The organism is Methanomassiliicoccus luminyensis B10 (assembly GCF_000308215.1).
Taxonomy (GTDB): domain Archaea; phylum Thermoplasmatota; class Thermoplasmata; order Methanomassiliicoccales; family Methanomassiliicoccaceae; genus Methanomassiliicoccus; species Methanomassiliicoccus luminyensis.
The window spans coordinates 18,176-33,543 of the sequence record NZ_CAJE01000019.1 but is presented as its reverse complement, the minus strand read 5'-3'; the positions used below and the strand labels follow the sequence as shown (position 1 = coordinate 33,543).

20 protein-coding genes are annotated in these 15,368 nt (G+C 64.0%); 10 read left to right on the top strand and 10 right to left on the bottom strand.

What is annotated here, in order from left to right:
• On the bottom strand, positions 1 to 879 hold the full coding sequence (locus tag WYS_RS10785; protein WP_019178185.1) for a PHP domain-containing protein: 879 nt from the start codon (positions 877 to 879) through the stop codon (positions 1 to 3).
• 145 nt (positions 880 to 1,024) lie between these two features.
• Between WYS_RS10785 and WYS_RS10780 the strand changes: the two genes are divergently transcribed.
• Positions 1,025 to 1,510: a YbhB/YbcL family Raf kinase inhibitor-like protein gene (locus WYS_RS10780; protein ID WP_019178184.1), complete on the top strand. Its 486-nt coding sequence runs from the start codon at positions 1,025 to 1,027 to the stop codon at positions 1,508 to 1,510.
• Here WYS_RS10780 and WYS_RS15150 read toward each other — a convergent pair whose 3' ends face one another.
• Genes WYS_RS15150 through WYS_RS10765 form a run of 3 tightly spaced genes read right to left on the bottom strand, consistent with a single transcriptional unit; the run spans position 1,511 to position 3,769 of the window.
• Positions 1,511 to 2,188, bottom strand: a complete 678-nt coding sequence (locus WYS_RS15150; RefSeq protein ID WP_019178183.1) for an MBL fold metallo-hydrolase — start codon at positions 2,186 to 2,188, stop codon at positions 1,511 to 1,513.
• A 42-nt stretch (positions 2,189 to 2,230) separates the two neighbouring features.
• The gene (locus WYS_RS10770; protein ID WP_019178182.1) at positions 2,231 to 3,016 is read right to left on the bottom strand and encodes an Fpg/Nei family DNA glycosylase; all 786 of its coding nucleotides are present in this window, start codon (positions 3,014 to 3,016) and stop codon (positions 2,231 to 2,233) included.
• A gap of 39 nt (positions 3,017 to 3,055) precedes the next feature.
• Positions 3,056 to 3,769: a pirin family protein gene (locus WYS_RS10765; protein ID WP_019178181.1), complete on the bottom strand. Its 714-nt coding sequence runs from the start codon at positions 3,767 to 3,769 to the stop codon at positions 3,056 to 3,058.
• Between the two features lie 117 nt (positions 3,770 to 3,886).
• Between WYS_RS10765 and WYS_RS10760 the strand changes: the two genes are divergently transcribed.
• A complete protein-coding gene (locus tag WYS_RS10760) occupies positions 3,887 to 4,141 on the top strand; it encodes a hypothetical protein (RefSeq protein WP_026069032.1) in 255 nt (84 codons plus the stop codon).
• Between the two features lie 25 nt (positions 4,142 to 4,166).
• Here the strand turns inward: WYS_RS10760 and WYS_RS10755 are convergent, their stop codons facing one another.
• The 3 genes from WYS_RS10755 to WYS_RS10745 all read right to left on the bottom strand — a co-directional run bounded on the left by WYS_RS10755 (position 4,167) and on the right by WYS_RS10745 (position 5,653).
• The gene (locus WYS_RS10755; protein WP_019178179.1) at positions 4,167 to 4,460 is read right to left on the bottom strand and encodes a hypothetical protein; all 294 of its coding nucleotides are present in this window, start codon (positions 4,458 to 4,460) and stop codon (positions 4,167 to 4,169) included.
• Between the two features lie 124 nt (positions 4,461 to 4,584).
• Positions 4,585 to 5,211, bottom strand: coding sequence for a hypothetical protein (locus WYS_RS10750; RefSeq protein WP_049796342.1), 627 nt, complete (start codon positions 5,209 to 5,211; stop codon positions 4,585 to 4,587).
• Between the two features lie 136 nt (positions 5,212 to 5,347).
• On the bottom strand, positions 5,348 to 5,653 hold the full coding sequence (locus WYS_RS10745; RefSeq protein WP_147654282.1) for a hypothetical protein: 306 nt from the start codon (positions 5,651 to 5,653) through the stop codon (positions 5,348 to 5,350).
• On the opposite strand from WYS_RS10745, the gene WYS_RS15145 reads away from it, so the two are divergent.
• The 8 genes from WYS_RS15145 to WYS_RS10705 all read left to right on the top strand — a co-directional run bounded on the left by WYS_RS15145 (position 5,652) and on the right by WYS_RS10705 (position 12,539).
• Entirely contained in the window at positions 5,652 to 6,350 is a 699-nt protein-coding gene (locus WYS_RS15145; RefSeq protein ID WP_019178176.1) for a winged helix-turn-helix domain-containing protein, read from the top strand. The genes WYS_RS10745 and WYS_RS15145 overlap by 2 nt on opposite strands.
• 68 nt (positions 6,351 to 6,418) lie before the next feature.
• Positions 6,419 to 7,909 (top strand): hybrid sensor histidine kinase/response regulator, encoded by a 1,491-nt coding sequence (locus WYS_RS15140; protein WP_019178175.1) that lies wholly within the window; start codon positions 6,419 to 6,421, stop codon positions 7,907 to 7,909.
• An 83-nt stretch (positions 7,910 to 7,992) separates the two neighbouring features.
• Positions 7,993 to 8,694 (top strand): hypothetical protein, encoded by a 702-nt coding sequence (locus WYS_RS10730; RefSeq protein WP_147654281.1) that lies wholly within the window; start codon positions 7,993 to 7,995, stop codon positions 8,692 to 8,694.
• 58 nt (positions 8,695 to 8,752) lie between these two features.
• Complete coding sequence (locus WYS_RS15135; RefSeq protein WP_019178173.1) at positions 8,753 to 9,490, top strand: class II glutamine amidotransferase; 738 nt, start codon at positions 8,753 to 8,755, stop codon at positions 9,488 to 9,490.
• 72 nt (positions 9,491 to 9,562) lie between these two features.
• Positions 9,563 to 10,309: a class II glutamine amidotransferase gene (locus tag WYS_RS15130; RefSeq protein WP_019178172.1), complete on the top strand. Its 747-nt coding sequence runs from the start codon at positions 9,563 to 9,565 to the stop codon at positions 10,307 to 10,309.
• Positions 10,310 to 10,438: 129 nt separating this feature from the next.
• Positions 10,439 to 10,948 (top strand): YkgJ family cysteine cluster protein, encoded by a 510-nt coding sequence (locus WYS_RS10715; RefSeq protein ID WP_019178171.1) that lies wholly within the window; start codon positions 10,439 to 10,441, stop codon positions 10,946 to 10,948.
• Positions 10,938 to 12,032 carry a glutamate-cysteine ligase family protein gene (locus WYS_RS10710; RefSeq protein ID WP_026069031.1) on the top strand — a complete coding sequence of 365 codons (1,095 nt, stop codon included), beginning with the start codon at positions 10,938 to 10,940 and terminating at the stop codon, positions 12,030 to 12,032. The genes WYS_RS10715 and WYS_RS10710 overlap by 11 nt, the downstream gene beginning before the upstream one ends.
• Positions 12,033 to 12,086: 54 nt before the next feature.
• A complete protein-coding gene (locus WYS_RS10705; protein WP_019178169.1) occupies positions 12,087 to 12,539 on the top strand; it encodes a hypothetical protein in 453 nt (150 codons plus the stop codon).
• A gap of 3 nt (positions 12,540 to 12,542) precedes the next feature.
• Here WYS_RS10705 and WYS_RS10700 read toward each other — a convergent pair whose 3' ends face one another.
• From WYS_RS10700 to WYS_RS10690, 3 genes are all read right to left on the bottom strand, one after another.
• Positions 12,543 to 13,895 (bottom strand): cation-efflux pump, encoded by a 1,353-nt coding sequence (locus tag WYS_RS10700; RefSeq protein WP_019178168.1) that lies wholly within the window; start codon positions 13,893 to 13,895, stop codon positions 12,543 to 12,545.
• Between the two features lie 89 nt (positions 13,896 to 13,984).
• Complete coding sequence (locus WYS_RS16395) at positions 13,985 to 14,779, bottom strand: zinc-ribbon domain-containing protein (protein WP_019178167.1); 795 nt, start codon at positions 14,777 to 14,779, stop codon at positions 13,985 to 13,987.
• A 141-nt stretch (positions 14,780 to 14,920) separates the two neighbouring features.
• Positions 14,921 to 15,328, bottom strand: coding sequence for a hypothetical protein (locus tag WYS_RS10690; protein WP_019178166.1), 408 nt, complete (start codon positions 15,326 to 15,328; stop codon positions 14,921 to 14,923).
• Positions 15,329 to 15,368 lie beyond the last annotated feature (40 nt).

Genomic DNA, 15,368 nt, shown 5'->3' with positions numbered 1-15,368 from the left:
TCACTTGCGCACCCGCTCCACCGCGCGCCGGCAGGCCCTCCGCACCCGGGGCATGTTCTGCTCATAATGGATGCGCAGCGACGGCACGGTGTACCGGATGTACTTGGTCATCACCACCGTCCCCATAGTGGCCTTCTTGAGGGCGTTCTTCTCCCTGCCCATGGCCACGGTGCGGCGCTCCACCACGTCGCCGAGGAAGCCCTCCACGTCATCGGACGGACCGACCGTGACAACGTTCCCGAGGTCGCCCAGCAGGTGGCCGTCGGTGCCGGCGGTCCGCGCCTTGGTGAACTTCTCGGCGAGCTTGCCGGCCTTGACGTTCAGCGACCTGGTCATCCCGCCGCAGATGACCTCGACACCCTCGAACGATTCCAGGATCTCCTGCTCCAGGTACTGGGCGTCGATGCACTTCTGCAGCCCCTTGTTAAACAGAAGGTACCCGTAGGGGTGGGCGGCCACGCGCACGCAGTCGTACCCGGAGGCGCGGTCAACGATCTCCTGGCTGTCCAGCTTGATGGCCAGGTAGGGGCTCTTGCTCTTGTACGGCTTAACGTGGCGCTCGTAGTGCTCCACCATGGCCCCCAGGTCGTAGAAGTACAGCAGGATGTGCGGCCCGTCAGCGGCGGAGACCTCCATCCCCGGGATGATGAGCACGTCGCTCTTGGCCTTGTACGCTTCCAGCACTCCCGAGATCTGGTTGTGGTCCGTTATCGCCACCCCGGTCCCCAGCTTGTGGGCGTACCGGAGGAGGGAGCGTATGGTGGTGGGCGAGTCCGAATGGTTGGTGTGGAAGTGCATGTCCACTGCGGTCTGCCCCTCCTCCCTGAGCTTCTTCCATGGGACCGGCCCGAACCGCACTCCTTCTACAGCTTCGGCCATGTAATGGTAACATCATCTGGACCCATGGGGATATGAAGGTTATCGACGCATGCCGCCGGGAGGGCGATGGGAGCCGTTTTCGACAGAGTGAAATACGTCGGGCTGGGTAGAAATACGGGGTGAGAGGGACTTGCCGTCACCGACCATGCAGCGCGAGATCGGAGCACTGAAGGTGGGCGTGGAGATCGGAGGCCTGGACCGGGAGGAGACCTGCGATGGACAGGGCTTCTCGCCGCTGGTGAGGCTGGAGGGCCTGAGGTCCCCGTACCTGGCCCTGATCATGGAGGACGCGGGGCCGCCCCACAGCACTTATTGGATGCTGTGGAACGTCCCTCGGCAGGAGGAGATCCCCCGCCGCCTTCCTCCCTCGGCCGAGCTGGAGGAACCCATCGTCGGCCGCCAGGGAAGGAATGCCCGGGGCGGGTTCGGGTACGCGGCGCCCTGCCCGTCGGACCGGGAGGGCCGCTATGTCCTCAGGGCCTATGGCCTGGACAGGGAGCTGGACCTGGACTGCGGGACCGCCACGCGCGAGGACCTCGTCAGAGCGGCGGAGGAGCACGCCCGCGAGTATGGCGAGGACGTGCTGACCTACTCCAAGAAGCACCGGTGGTCGTCGAGCGCGGACTGGTGATCACAGCTCGATGACCATGCCGTCGTAGGCCGCTTCCACTTTCGCACGCCCGCTGAGCGCCTCGATATGCTTCACCGATTCCTCGATGTCGCGGTAGAACCAGCTGCCGAAGTGCGTGACGACGATCCTCTCCGCCAGCGGGGAGAACAGCTCCACCAGGTCCGGGATGCCGGTGTGGCCGTGCCGCCTGCCCTGCTCGTCCCGGCGCACCAGGCCGCCGCGGCGCATGAAGCTCCCGTCGGCGATCACCAGGTCCAGGTCGGGGATGCGGTCCCGGTATCTCTCCTGCACCGACACCAGGTCGCCGGTGTACATCACCCGGGAGAGGTCCTTCTCCACCATGAAGGCGCAGGAGCGGACGGTGTTGCTGTGCACCGTCGGGATGGGAGTGATGCGGAATCCGTCCAGCTCCACGGTGCTCCGGGCCTGCGTCACCTTCGACGGCGGGCCCCTGGCCTGAGGCCCGAACATGGGGATGTCGATGGCCGCGTCCTTCTCCACGAAGAAGGCGTGGTCGGCGTGCAGGTGGGTTAGGAAGACCGCCCGAGGCCTCCTGTCCAGGTACGACCTCTCCCCCAGGTCGAACAGCAGGTCGTCGATCATCACTCCGGAGTGGAGGGCATGGCCCGGGGCGGATGGTTCGATGTGCCCCCTGGTGCCCAGTATCTCGATCCTCATTCCGTCCCCGAATTCCGCCGGACCGGCAAAAAGGTGGCGGTGCTACTTCAGTTCCTGGCACATCGGGCAGAGGTAGGCGGTCCGGCCGCCGATTGTCATAGTGGTCATCCGCCCCCCGCACTGGGGGCACGCCGCCCCTTTCCTTCGGTAGCGCAGCAGGAAGTCTTCCGGCAACCGGTCGAACTCGGTCCCCACCTCGATGGACGCCCTCAGCACCTTCCCGATGTTGCGGTGGATGGTCCCCAACTCCTTTCGGTCGAGCTTGCTCACGTCGGTCCGCGGATCGATGCGGCTCTGGAACAGGACCTCGTCCGAGTAGATGTTCCCGATCCCGGCGATCTTGTGCTGGTCCATCAGCGCGGGCTTCACCGCACCCCTGGTCCCCTCGAACCTCTCCACGAAGTCCTTCCTGCTGATGAGCAGGGCGTCCGGCCCGAGCCTCCTGGCCTTGACGAACTCCTCGACGGAGCTCGCCACCCCGATTCGCCCCAGCATGCGGGGGTCGTCGAAGGCGAGGCGCCCGCGGTCGAAGGCGAAGCTGACGCGCTCGAAGCGCGGTGCCTCCTCCCCGTCGCCATAGTACACCGGCTCCCCGGTCATCCCGAAGTGCCAGGTGAGGAACCCTCCTTTACTGAGTTCAAGGAACAGCTGCTTGCCGTGCCTCCGCGCCGATCCGAACGAGGAGCCTTCCGTCGCCCTCTTTATCTCCTCGGCGGGGGTCTTTCCGAGGACCACATGGTTCCTTACTTCGACCTCTCTGACGGGACGGCGCAGGGAGGTCCGCTCGATGTAGCGTCGGAAGGTCTCCACCTCGGGAAGCTCGGGCATGCGTCCAGAATACTCCTGTCCCTGGATATCTTTTGCTCCCTAGCTCATGGGCATATCGATGAGCACGAGGTCGCTGTCCCCGTCCGTCGATATCCTCAGCGGTCCGCGCCCCTCGACCCGGGCCTGGTCCCCCTCCCGGAGGGCATGGCCGTCGACGCGCAGCGAGCCGGAGGTGACGTAGATGAAGATCAGCCGGCCGGCGGCGTCGTGGACGATCTCCGTCCCCCCGTCCAGGGCCGCCCGGTACAGCGTGGCGGGCGAGTTGATATGCAGCACGCCCTCCCTCCCCTCCCCCGATGCCAGGGGCACCAGGGAGTTCCTCCTCCCCTCCATGGGGAAGCTGGCCTGGGCGTAGGACGGGCGGACCTCGTTGCGGTCCGGCAGAAACCACATTTGATAGAGATGCACCGGTCTCTTGCCCTGGTTCATCTCCGAGTGCAGGACCCCGGTGCCGGCGGACATGGCCTGGGCATCGTCGGCCTTGAGCATGCCCTCGTTCCCGGCGCTGTCGCGGTGCGTCAGCGCGCCGTCGAGCACCAGCGTCACGATCTCCATCTCGCTGTGCCGGTGCGCGGGGAACCCCTTGCCGGGGGCCACGACATCGTCATTGAACACCCTCAGCTCCCCGAACCCCATGTTGTCGGGGTCGAAGTAATCGTCGAAGGAGAACAGCCAGCTCGTCCTCAGCCACCCTTGGTCCTGGGTGTGCCTCTTCGCCGAGGGGACGATGTTGACGAGGTTCTCCACGGGCATCGCGTGATTAATCGCAGGACCGCCGTTAATTAGTTTTTCACGAACTGCAACGATAATATTGATTGGTCCTCGGGGAGAAGGCAATCTATATGTTGTGGGGGCGTCCAAACCCACCATATGGCCCGGGAACTGAGATGCAGGGTGTGCGGGGCGGCGATCCCGCGACGAGTTCCGATGCTGTACCTTACCTGGATCTTGGGGGGCCTCACCGCCATCATGCTGCTCATAATCCCCTTCATCGTGGGCCTCGCCACCATCGTGGGAGGGGTGGCCATCATCATCGGGATCTTCGTGGGCTTGGTGGCCCTTTATCTGTACATCAAGACCGAGGATACCTGCGAGGCCTGCCGGGCGGAGGGGAAAACCAGATGATGGGACCGGGCAGATCGCCCGACGTTCAGATCAGGGAGAGAACGGCCAGCACTGTCAGGACTGCCGCCTCGGCGACGCTGACGTACCCGCTCAGGCGAGCCGCTATCTCCACGCCGTGGCCCCGGGCCAGCCGATAATTCTTGTATGACAGCGCCGCCCCCGCCCACAGGATGACCATGGATGCTATGTACAGCGGCGGGGCATAGTCTGAGAGGCTCAGGCCGAACAGGAACAGGATTAGGCCCAGGTTGTTGCAGGCCAGGACCGCCAGGCGGGTCTTGTTGTATTGCCTTAGAAACGGGTTCGTCGAATGGGGCATCGGCTCTGTGCATGCTCGAACTGATATTAGTAATGTGAACAACGGACCGCAGCCGGGACTTCAAGGCGAAGGGGGCTGCGGGCGCTCTCATGCTCCCGCAAAGGAAAAGGAACGAGGCCGGGCCTCACCGGAACGGCCTGAGGAGGCCCAGGCGGGGCATCCGGGTGCGAAGCTGGGACACCCTGTCATAGACCCGATCGTACAGGCCGAGCTCGTGCTCGCTGAACCTCTCCACCAGCAGATAGGAGGCGGTGAAGCTGAAGTAGGGCAGGAAGTACATCCAGGGAAACACTCCCGCGAGCACCATGGCCAGGAGAGCGAGGTCGCTGAACGGGCGGTAGTTCAGGAAGATCCGCCACGCGCCGTGGACATCGTACTTGTCCACCATGCCGTCGGCCACCTCGTCAACGAACCCGGCCACCAGGAACACCACGACCGGCGCGATGAGCCAGACCACCCCGCTGCTAGAGTACATGGCCGCGAAGGTCGCCACTGCCAGGACCGTCCCGGTGGCGAAGGCGAAGTTATCGATCTTACGAGCCAGGACCAGCGAGATAAGCATCGCCGCGTAGAACGCGGTGGAGAACGGACTGTCCTGGGCCATCAGGTAGCCCATGAGCGCTCCCGAAAGGACCGCCAGGACCTTCGCCGAACGTATGGAGAACGCCTTTTCGTCGTAAGCCTGGTCGATGAACTTAATCGATCCGCCGAGAAAAGCATAGAACACTATCAAATGGACTAGGTCAACCATAACATCCCTGCCTGATCATAGATCTTCAGCAGCTACTGTCAGTTCTATTCCCATCCCCGATAAGGCAGAACTCTCTCACTATCAACCGAACGTCTATAAAAAAGTTAAGCGTGTAATTTCTCCCGCGCGGCAGCATCTACTGGACGTATTTTCCCGGGGCGATCTGGCCAATTTTTGGCCCCGACCCTCCCCCCGGAGGCGTCTTGTCCCCATCTCCCCGCGCCGGGGGCTTCGCGAGGACGGCCGCGAGCGTCGCCCTTCCCGGATTATCGTTCGTAAACATCTTGAGGTCGGACCGCGGCGTTAGGCAGATTTCTCTAGCCAGATAGTCACGGATGTAACTAATATCTGGCATGATTTTAACAGTCCAGTCATCGGGGTTGACCGACGTGTCAACGGCAAGATTGAGTATATGAGCCATGCACCCTTCATCAAGAACCATGGGTTCGCCGTCCCCGTCCGCCGCCAAAGCCTCCGCCTCACGCGAGGGAGAAGGCACTGTCACCGATGACGTCGAGGTGCGAGGTTTCAAGGCCCGGGAAAGCGTGGTAGAATCCGGTAAGACCATGAGGGTCGAATTGGACAAGCGGTCGCTATTCACCCTGGCATCGGAAACGCGCTTGGACATCCTCAAATCATTGCGGTCCAGCCGGAGGACGGTGTCCCAGCTGGCCGAGCTGCTGAGCATAGACAAGGCCGCGGTGCACCGTCACCTCAAGAAGCTGGAGGAGGGGGGTTTCGTCCACCGGGAGAAAGACCATGGCTTCGTCTACTACGGTCTCACCTGGAAGTCCCGGGGGATACTGTCCCCCACGGAGAACACCAGGATCGTGTTCCTCCTGTCGATGTCGATACTATGCCTGCTGGCGATCACCGTACTGATCATAACTTCCTCGGCTCCCGCGATGGAAGCGGTGCCGGGGATCGCGCTGACGTCCTCCGTCTTCGCCGACGGCACCAAGCCATCGTCGCTCACCGAGGCCCTCTATCCCGCCGCACCGATAGCCGTGTTCGGCGTGGCCGCCTTTGCCCTGCTGTATTCCGCATACCTATGCTGGAAGAAGCCTCGCCAGAAGCAGGAGGGCGCGGACGAGGCCGGCGAGGACCTACCCCCTGTCGGCGGCCCCCGGTCGGCGTGAAGGCCGGGGCCCATTCGAAATAATAAATTTTAAAATTTAAATAAGTCTACTTTAATATCCATCGCATCATGCCGCCGAAGGCGATCAAGATGCTCCTGATCGACGATGAGCCGGACGTTCTGGACGTGGCCCGTCAGTTCCTGGAAGGAACGGGCGGTTTCGAGGTGCATGCCTGCCGCTCCGGGCGGGAGGCCCTGGCCGCCCTCGATGCCGGCAGCTATGAGGCGGTGGTCGCGGACTATGCCATGCCTGACATGGACGGCCTTGATCTCCTGCGGGAAGTGCGGGCCTCCTTCGGCCGGATGCCCTTCATACTGCTGACCGGCAAGGGCCGGGAGGATGTGGCGATAGACGCCCTGAACAACGGGGCTGACTTCTACCTCCGGAAGGGCGGGGACCCCTCCTTGATGTTCGCCGACCTGGCCCGCAAGGTGCAGCAGGCGGCGGGAAGGCGGAACGCCGAGGAAGCGCTCCGCGGCATCGAGGAACGCTACCGGCTCATCACCGACAACACTGCCGACGGCATCTGGATGACGGACATGGACCTGAACGTCACCTACGCCAGCCGGTCCATACTGGCGATGCGGGGATGTTCCGAGGCCGAGCTCAAGAGCATGAAGCTGTCCGACCACCTGACCCCCCGGTCACATGAGAAGGCCATGAAGGCACTAGGGGATGAGCTGGCCCCGGAGCGGCTGAGCGATCCCTCCCTGAGGCCGTCCAAGGTCATCGAGCTGGAGTTCAAGCACCGCGACGGCACGGTGCACCTGAGCGAGGAGAGGATAACCCTCATAAGGGACGCCGAGGGGAGCCCCCTGGGCCTGCTGGGGGTGGGAAGGATTATCAGCGGCCGGGCGGCGCGGCGCAATGGGTTCGACGGTGAGGGACAGGATGGAACGGCCCCGGCAAGGACGGAGGCCGACCGCAGGATGGGCATATTGAGCGATATAACCAGGCATGATATCCTCAACCAGCTGACGGTGATAGGGCTGACCGCGAACATCCTCAAGCAGCGGGCCGGCGATGACCGGACCCTCCGCCAGCTGGAGATACTGGAGGGCGCGGCCGAGAACATCCATCAGCAGATCAAGTTCTGCCGCGAGTACGAGAAGGTGGGCTCCTCGGCCCCTTGCTGGCAATCCCTCGCCGAGGTCGCCCGGCACGCCCTGGGGGCTGCCGAGGAGCGGGACGTGGGAACGGCCGCCTCCCTGGGGCGATGGGAACTGTTCGCGGACCCCATGTTGGGAAAGGTCTTCGACAACCTCGTGGACAATTCCCTCCGCCACGGTGAAAAGGTCGGCAGGATCGCCATAGATGCGGTCCTGGAGGGAGGGGACCTCATGGTCGACTACACCGATGACGGCGTGGGGATAGCGGAGCGGGAAAAGGGCAGCCTGTTCACCAAAGGGTACGGGAAGAACAACGGCCTGGGCCTGTTCATGGTGAAGGAGATACTGGGCATCACCGGGATCGGGATCTCCGAGGACGGCGTCCCGGGCCAGGGGGTCAGGTTCAGGATCAGGGCCCCTCTCGGGAAGCACCGCGAGAGATCGGGTTGACCTGCCGCCCTCTCCCCACCTACGGCGGCGGGTTAGGATTATAAGACCCGCCGGGAGATGGGCGGGGACACTGGAGGATGAGCATGCGAGCACAGCCCCGAGGGGCCGAATGGATCGAGGAGCCCGGCAACTACATCGTGAAGCTGTTCCCGGCGGGGACGCCCAGGGAAGCGGTCGACAACGAGGTCGAGAGGACCGGCCTGGCGAGGCAGTACGGGCTGGAGGCGCCGCTGGTGCGCGAGGTGGTGGAGCGCGGCGGCCGCTTGGGCATCAGGTTCGACAAGGCATTCGGTCCTACTTTCACCCAGTGGATGCTGGAGCACCTCGACTCCATGGTCCGCCTCACCGCCTTCTTCGCCCACGAGCACCACGAGATACACCTGCACAAGGTGCCCGAGCTCCCGTCCCTCAAGGAGGCCCTGGCGAAGAGGATCGGGAGCAGCGACGGGGACCACGAGTCCAAGGCCGCTGCCTTGAAGAAGCTGGGCGAGATGCCCGACGGCGACTGGGCCCTTCACTGGAACTACACCCCCGAGGATATGATCAGCACCAAGGACGGTCCCGTGATCTTCAATTGGGGCGAAGCGATGAGGGGCGATATCATGGCCGACGTGGCGAGGACGGCCATGCTCCTGGAGCGGTGGGAGCCCCGGCCGGAGGGGAGGGAGCAGGCGGACATGGTCCGGGACCGCATCTACCATGACTACATCATCGAGTACCTCAAGATCAGCGGCCGGTGGGAGGACGAGCTGGAGGCGTGGAAGGAACTGCTGGCCTACTGGTGAGATGCGTAGCGGGGGCAGGGAGGCGTGATTATGTACACGGCGCTGCCTAGTCCACGTGATGTGCCGCCTGTTCGCCATCGTCGCCGAGCAGCCCAAGAGCCCCGAGCTCCCGGAGATCATGGCCCCATTCCGGGCCCTCTCCAGGCAGCACCCCCATGGCTGGGGCATCGCGTGGTATTTCCAGGGGGGAGCGCAGGTGGAGAAGAGCCCCACCCCGGCGTTCGAGGACCCCCGCTTCATGACCACCTGCGCCTCCGCCGACTCCAACATGGTCCTGGCGCACTTGCGCAGGATGAGCGCCGGCGTTCCGTCGCCGGCGAACACCCAGCCCTTCACCTATGGCAACTACGTGTTCGCGCATGACGGCACGGTGCGGACCCGGGAGGGGCTGGAGAGCCTGCTGCCGCCGGAGTACCGCGGCCGGCTCCGGGGGCAGACCGACTCGGAGCAGCTGTTCCACCTGATACTGTACAGTATCGACAAGGGTAGCTGCCAGTACAAGGTGGACTGCATCCGCGACGCCGTCTCTGCCGTCAAGGAGAACCTGGGGCCGGGGACCACCAGCTTCAATTTCGTCATGAGCGACGGGGAAAGGGTGTACGCGTACCGCTCGGTGCTGGAGGACCCCGACCGCTTCAGCCTCATGTACCGCGTCAGGGGACCGACCGACAAGTACCCCGGGCGGTCGGTGATCATATCCTCGCAGCGGCTGGGCAGGGGGAACTGGAACATGATCGAGGACGGCACCATGCTGACGGTGGACCGGTTCCTTAACATCGAGAGCTACTCGCTCTGACAACGTGCCGCGGCGGTCTACGTGACCTCTTTCTCCCGTCTTAAAATACATGTACCACTTTGCGGTAGCCCGATGTGCCGTCTGTTCGCTTTGGTCGACGGGACCCCTGACAAGTTCTCTGACCTCATGGTCCCCTTCCGCGCGCTGTCCTCCGAGCACGCCCACGGGTGGGGCGTGGCATGGTATGATGGCTCGGGGCTTCGTCTGGAAAGGTCGCCCCTGAAGGCCTCGGACGACCCTCGGTTCCTGGAGGCATCGGCAATGGCCGAGGGGAGGATCATCATGAGCCACATCCGCAAGAGCACCCGCGGCACCAGGACCGTCGAGAACACCCACCCCTTCCCGTTCGGCAGATGGGTGTTCGGGCACAACGGGACCATCGAGGGGTACGCTCGCATCCTCGACGGCCTCCCGCCGGAGTACCGCGCCCGGCTGAAGGGCCGCACCGACTCGGAGATGCTGTTCCAGTGGCTGCTGTGGCACATGGAGTCCAGAGGCGACGAGGTCGAAGGGCTGCGCGACGGCATCGCCGCGGTGCGCCCGCTGCTGGCGAAAGGGACCACTGCCATCAACTTTACCCTGAGCGACGGCCAGCGGCTGTACGCGTACAGGGAATCGCTCACCCGCCACGGCATCTATGATCTCCGCTACCTCGACGGGGACGGCGGCCTGGCGGTGTGCTCGGAGCCCCTGGGGTCCGGGGAGTGGGCCGCGGTGGACAACGGAGAGCTGCTCATCGCCTCTCCCGGGGGCCGGGCGGAGAAGCTCGACCTCTTCGGCCTGGCCTCCGTCGCCGAGGGCCAGTCACTGAAAAAATAGAACTAAATACTCGGTGCTGAATCACCGCATAAATCCGCCTCGATGCGTCATGAACCGACACCATCACCCGGCATCCGCCAACGGGCCTTCTTTCGCCCGCATCAGGGGGCGCCCTGAAGAGGTTAAACCATGAACCAGTTCACTTATGACCTTCTGACCAAGATCTGCATGAAGTGCGGCGGCCGCTGCTGCTATTACGCCAGGCCGCCCCTGACCGAGGAGCGCATCTCCATTTTGTTAGAGAACGGCATGACCTTTGACGACATCGTCTTCGGCTCGTACCGCAAGCTTGACTGCAAGCCCACCGGCTTCTGCGTGGGCTACCGGGACGGCAAGTGCCGCGTGCAGGGAGTGAAGCCAGAGACCTGCGTGGCCGGCCCCTTCACCTTCGACGTCCGCGAGGACAAGCTGGAGATCTACCTCAAGAAGGAGCGCATGTGCGACCTGGTCGCTTTCCTCCGGAACAACCCCGAGGTGTACCAGGAGCAGTACGACCTCGCGGTGCAGAACATCCAGAACCTGGTGAAGAACCTCCCCCGCGAAGAGCTGGAAGAGGTCTGCAAGGTCGAGGAGCCGGACACCGTGAAGGTGGGGGAGTACCCCCTTTCCGAGGTGTTGGCGAACGACTATCGGAACTGAGCACGAGTACTCCGTCAACGACCCCGAGCTGGCGCCGCTGCCGATAGTGGACTCCATAATCGGGGCACTGAACGGCGAGATCGTCAACGACCTCCCCTTCGGCGACGTGATCCTGGGCAAGGAGCTGCAGAAGAACGTCATCGAGTTCGTCCCCGCGGTGCCGCAGACCTCCATAGCCAACATGGAGCGGGTCCTCTGCGACGGCATGCTGCGCTTCCATCGGGCCACCGGCGATAGGTATGCCCTGATGGGCCTGGGCATGCACCCGCTGCTGACGCTGGACCAGACCTCGTACTGGGACCACGAGGACAAGGAGATCTACGACGAATATAACAGGCTCTTCGACCTCCGGCAGCACGGGTGGCTGAACATACAGGCCCTGCAGGTCAACGTGCACTACGACGCCGAGGAGGAGATGGTCCGGAACTTCAATCGGATGCGCTCCCTCATCCCCTACCTCGTGGCGGTGACCGCTTCCTCTCCTTTCGTGGAGGGCCGCGCCACCGGCGCGATGGACAACCGCCTCCTGTACTATCGTAAGAACCAGGAGCGGGTGCCGCTCATCTGCAACAACATCGTGCCGGAGAAGCTGAGGAGCGGGAAGCACCACGACGAGATCATCGAGTCCATTTTCACGGAGCTGCGGAAGATCGACGGGGAGGCGCTGTGCCAGGAGTGGATCGACTCCCGCGGGGTCATCATCCGCTACCACCGCCAGTGCCTCGAGCTCAAGGTGCCCGACGAACAGGAGTGCCTGCGCTCCGATATGGCCGTCACCGCGTTCGTGCTCGCCCTGCTGCGCGCCGACCTGGATCTGGAGGAGGACCACGACGCCCTTCTGGAGATGAACGAGGCCGCCATTGCCAAAGGCACCGCGGCGTTCCGCCCGGAGCTGCTGCGCCTGTACGAAAGCGCGCTCCGGACCGCAACGGCCGAGGAGCGCGCCTACCTGCCGCTGGTCAGGAAGCGCATCGAGACCGGCAGCCTCGCCGAGATAATGAGCCGGCGCGTGCGGGGCGGCGAGAGCGTCAGGGACGTGGCCAAGGACATGGCCTCGCGCCTCCGCGACAACCGGCCCTGCTGATGCACTATCTCGTGCAAACCGTTATATGCCTATGGCCGGCCTAGTCACGTCATCATGGCCTCGGAACTGACCTTTGACAGGGACATCAGCATGGCCAAGCGGAGCATAGCCGAGATCACCGGGGACACCGGGCCGGAGGTCCTCAGGTACGGCTTCGACCACGGGTCCATCATCTTCACCTTCCGCACCCGCATCGGTGTGTTCTCCACCGCCATCGGCATGGACGGGAGCATCACCGAGCGGCGGGAGGAGCCCCGGTCGTTCCTTCCGACGGTGACCGCCGAGCCCGGGGAGGACAACGGCAGCGAGCGCCGCGTCGCCGCCATGGAGCGGGCGCTGCGCTTCACCGGGGAAGGCTACATACGCTCGGTGGAGGGCCGCGAGGGCGGCTTCATCGTGGAGATCGGCCGCCCCCGTGCCGCGCCGGTGCGGGTGTTCGTCGACCGCCAGGGAGCGGTCCGCGAGAGCGAGCGCCCCGGGGTGGCGGTGCGGCTGGACATCAGGTGACCATCACTCTGCCGGCTCCAGGTGGATGGTCACGCTGTCCACGTCGGAGTGATTGGAGCGTATGTGGCCCTCCAGCCGGGTGGCGATCTCGTGGGCCTTGTGCACCGTGAGCGAAGGGTCGAACAGGCAGTCCATGCACACCTTCAGGCCGCCCCGGGTGCGGTACACCCTCACGTGCTCGCAGGACACCACCTCCGGGAAGAGGCCGTGGATGCGCTCTATCGTCTCCAGCAGGCTGCTCTTGTCGAAGACCGATTCCTCGGCCGGGCACATCGGCCCCCCCGCCGGCTCCACGTGGGACGCCACCGAGGTTATGCACAGGTCGAGGCTCCGCACCCTGTCCTCCAGCCGGGTCGCCAGCTCGTGGGCCTCTCTCACCGACAGGGCGCCGTCCATCTCCACGTGGAAGTCCACCAGGCGGCCCTGCTCGTTGTCCGCGATGATGATGTTGTGAATGTCCTTGACCTCAGGCATGTCCGCCGCTTCCGCCCTTATGCGGTCCTCCAGGTTGAAGTCGTCCCGGCATACCGGCTCGGCGTGCACTATGACGTCGGCGTCCGGAACGGCCTCCCTTATCCTGTCCTCCACCTGGTCCATGATGCGGTGCCCCTGCTCCAGGGGGATCATCTTGTCAATGAGCACAGTGAGCTCGATGTAGGTGGTCGGCCCCGACTCCCTCACTCTGACCTTGCTCACCCTGCGGATCCCCTCCACTTTCATGGCCTCCGCCTCCGCGGTCTGTGAGATGCCCCTCGGCGCCGCGTCGGTCAGGGTGCCCACTGACCTCTTCAGCAGCCGGTACCCGATGATGGCGGTGATGAACGCCACCCCCAGCGCGGCGATGGCGTCGAAGGATGGGAAGCCCAGCATGGTCATGATGATGCCCAGGATGACCACGGCCGAGGAGATGAGGTCGGTGGAGAAATGCACGGCGTCGGCCTCCAGCGCCTGGCTCTTGTACTTCACCGCGGCGCGGTGGAGCACCCTGGAGCGGGTGAAGTCAACGACCATGGAGAGGACCATGATCCCGAGGGCGACGAAGCCCACCTCGACCTCGGGGGCGTGCCCCAGGAACAGGCGGCTCACCGCCTCGTACAATATCCAGATGCAGGTGACGAACAGGAGTATGGTCTCGCCGAGGCTGGAGAGGGCCTCTACCTTCTCGTGCCCGTACATGTGCTCCTCGTCGGGCGGACGGGCCGCTGCCCTTACCGCGTACAGGGTCATAGCCGCAGCTATCAGGTCTATGCCGGAGTGAAGGGCCTCGGACATAATGCCCAGGCTGTTGGTGAGGACGCCGACGGTCAGCTTGGTGGCGACCAGAAGCACGGCCGCGAGGACCGATACCAGGGCCACTTTTTCTTTGGTGTGGATGCGAAGGTCCCCCTGCCCTTTCGCCTATAAGGTCTCGAATAATAAGGTTAACTCCGGACCGTCTGGCTGGTTTAGGGCCGCCTACAATCCCCGTCGATGATGGCGCGCATCCTCTTCACCACGTCCTGCGGGAAGATGGCCCCGCCGCAGCGGCGGCAGCGGGCGACGCCGCCCATCGTCGGGAGCGTCACGTCGGCGCCGCACTTCGGGCACCTCGCCGAGGGTATGGAGATCCCCGCCCGGTCCGCCTTGGCCTTCAGGACTGAGTAGTCCACCATCTGCTCCCCGCCCGCCCCGTGCGAACTCCACCAGCCGAACAGCCCTTTCAGATCGGCGTACAGGTCCGCCGTCCCCAGATGCTGCACGCTCTTCAGGGTGTTCCATTCCACCGCGGAGGCGTCCATGAACCGGGGGGTGAGGGCATTCTCCTCCTTCAGCGGTACCTGGACCTCGTTGCTCCTTGTCTCCAGTCCGCGCATCGAGCTATAGGGAATGTTCTCCAGGACCTCGTACCCGGTGGTGCGCAGGGCGCCCTTCTCGTGAACGTAGAGGAGGCGGTGGTTGGTGGCGATCAGCAGCCCCTTCCCCGATTCCCGCAGTCCGTCCATCCCTTCTTCCAGCTCCCTCGCCCCGTAGTTCAGGTAGCGGGTCCGCCACAGGCGGACGGCCTTCTCGCCCGGCAGCGGCTCGATGACCCCGGCCAGCTGCGGCGGGAACGCCGGAGGCTCCGCCGGAGGAGGGAGGGGGGCCTGCGGCACCTCCGCTCTTGATGCGGGGCGCTCCGCCACGTCCACGGCTCGTCCGCATTGGGAGCAGAACTTGTGGCCCTCTTTCACGGAGGCGCCGCATTGGGTGCAGTACGTCATCGCTTTCCCCTAAGCCCTGCATAAGCAGGTTCGAGAAGTAATGTGGGACCGCCATCGGAATAAAGATTGTGGGGGGCGGGCGCCCGGAACTCTTTGGTCCCAGGTCTGGGGCCGGGGCCCGCCGAAGACAGTTAGTGGGGTTTACCAGACACGCGTCCTGGTGGTCTTGTTCCGGTTCAGCATCATCACGGTGATGCCGAAGTAGAACAGGAACACGGCGATGAACGCGGGTATGAGATTGGCGTCCTTGAGCTGGTCATATATGATCCACATGATGCCGACCACGATGACCATGCTCGACCAGAACATGGTGTAGGTGGAGTCGTTGCCCCAGCGCCCGGAGGTGGAGGAGCCGCGCATCTGAGGCGACAGAGCGATCGCCATCCCATAGATGCCGACCTCGAGCATCACCACGGGGATGATGAGCCATATGTTGTCCCTGATCAGGTACGCTCCGATCAGTATCGCAAATCCGACCGCGATCGAGACCACGCCAAGGCTTTGGCCGTTGATCGCGTTATCCTTGAATGTCTTCCCATCCTGAGACATGATTCATGCAATGGACTAGCGATTATTTAAATCTTGTCTG

Coding starts and splice junctions, on each gene's coding strand:
- WYS_RS10765 (WP_019178181.1), bottom strand. CDS start 3,769: ATGCCCGTGGAGAACCTCGTCAACATCGTCCCCTCGGCGAAGAGGCAC.
- WYS_RS15135 (WP_019178173.1), top strand. CDS start 8,753: ATGTGCCGCCTGTTCGCCATCGTCGCCGAGCAGCCCAAGAGCCCCGAG.
- WYS_RS10690 (WP_019178166.1), bottom strand. CDS start 15,328: ATGTCTCAGGATGGGAAGACATTCAAGGATAACGCGATCAACGGCCAA.
- WYS_RS10770 (WP_019178182.1), bottom strand. CDS start 3,016: ATGCCCGAGCTTCCCGAGGTGGAGACCTTCCGACGCTACATCGAGCGG.
- WYS_RS10745 (WP_147654282.1), bottom strand. CDS start 5,653: ATGGTTCTTGATGAAGGGTGCATGGCTCATATACTCAATCTTGCCGTT.
- WYS_RS15150 (WP_019178183.1), bottom strand. CDS start 2,188: ATGAGGATCGAGATACTGGGCACCAGGGGGCACATCGAACCATCCGCC.
- WYS_RS10755 (WP_019178179.1), bottom strand. CDS start 4,460: ATGCCCCATTCGACGAACCCGTTTCTAAGGCAATACAACAAGACCCGC.
- WYS_RS10750 (WP_049796342.1), bottom strand. CDS start 5,211: ATGGTTGACCTAGTCCATTTGATAGTGTTCTATGCTTTTCTCGGCGGA.
- WYS_RS16395 (WP_019178167.1), bottom strand. CDS start 14,779: ATGACGTACTGCACCCAATGCGGCGCCTCCGTGAAAGAGGGCCACAAG.
- WYS_RS10715 (WP_019178171.1), top strand. CDS start 10,439: ATGAACCAGTTCACTTATGACCTTCTGACCAAGATCTGCATGAAGTGC.
- WYS_RS10760 (WP_026069032.1), top strand. CDS start 3,887: ATGGCCCGGGAACTGAGATGCAGGGTGTGCGGGGCGGCGATCCCGCGA.
- WYS_RS10780 (WP_019178184.1), top strand. CDS start 1,025: ATGCAGCGCGAGATCGGAGCACTGAAGGTGGGCGTGGAGATCGGAGGC.
- WYS_RS15140 (WP_019178175.1), top strand. CDS start 6,419: ATGCCGCCGAAGGCGATCAAGATGCTCCTGATCGACGATGAGCCGGAC.
- WYS_RS15145 (WP_019178176.1), top strand. CDS start 5,652: ATGGGTTCGCCGTCCCCGTCCGCCGCCAAAGCCTCCGCCTCACGCGAG.
- WYS_RS10785 (WP_019178185.1), bottom strand. CDS start 879: ATGGCCGAAGCTGTAGAAGGAGTGCGGTTCGGGCCGGTCCCATGGAAG.
- WYS_RS10705 (WP_019178169.1), top strand. CDS start 12,087: ATGGCCTCGGAACTGACCTTTGACAGGGACATCAGCATGGCCAAGCGG.
- WYS_RS15130 (WP_019178172.1), top strand. CDS start 9,563: ATGTGCCGTCTGTTCGCTTTGGTCGACGGGACCCCTGACAAGTTCTCT.
- WYS_RS10730 (WP_147654281.1), top strand. CDS start 7,993: ATGCGAGCACAGCCCCGAGGGGCCGAATGGATCGAGGAGCCCGGCAAC.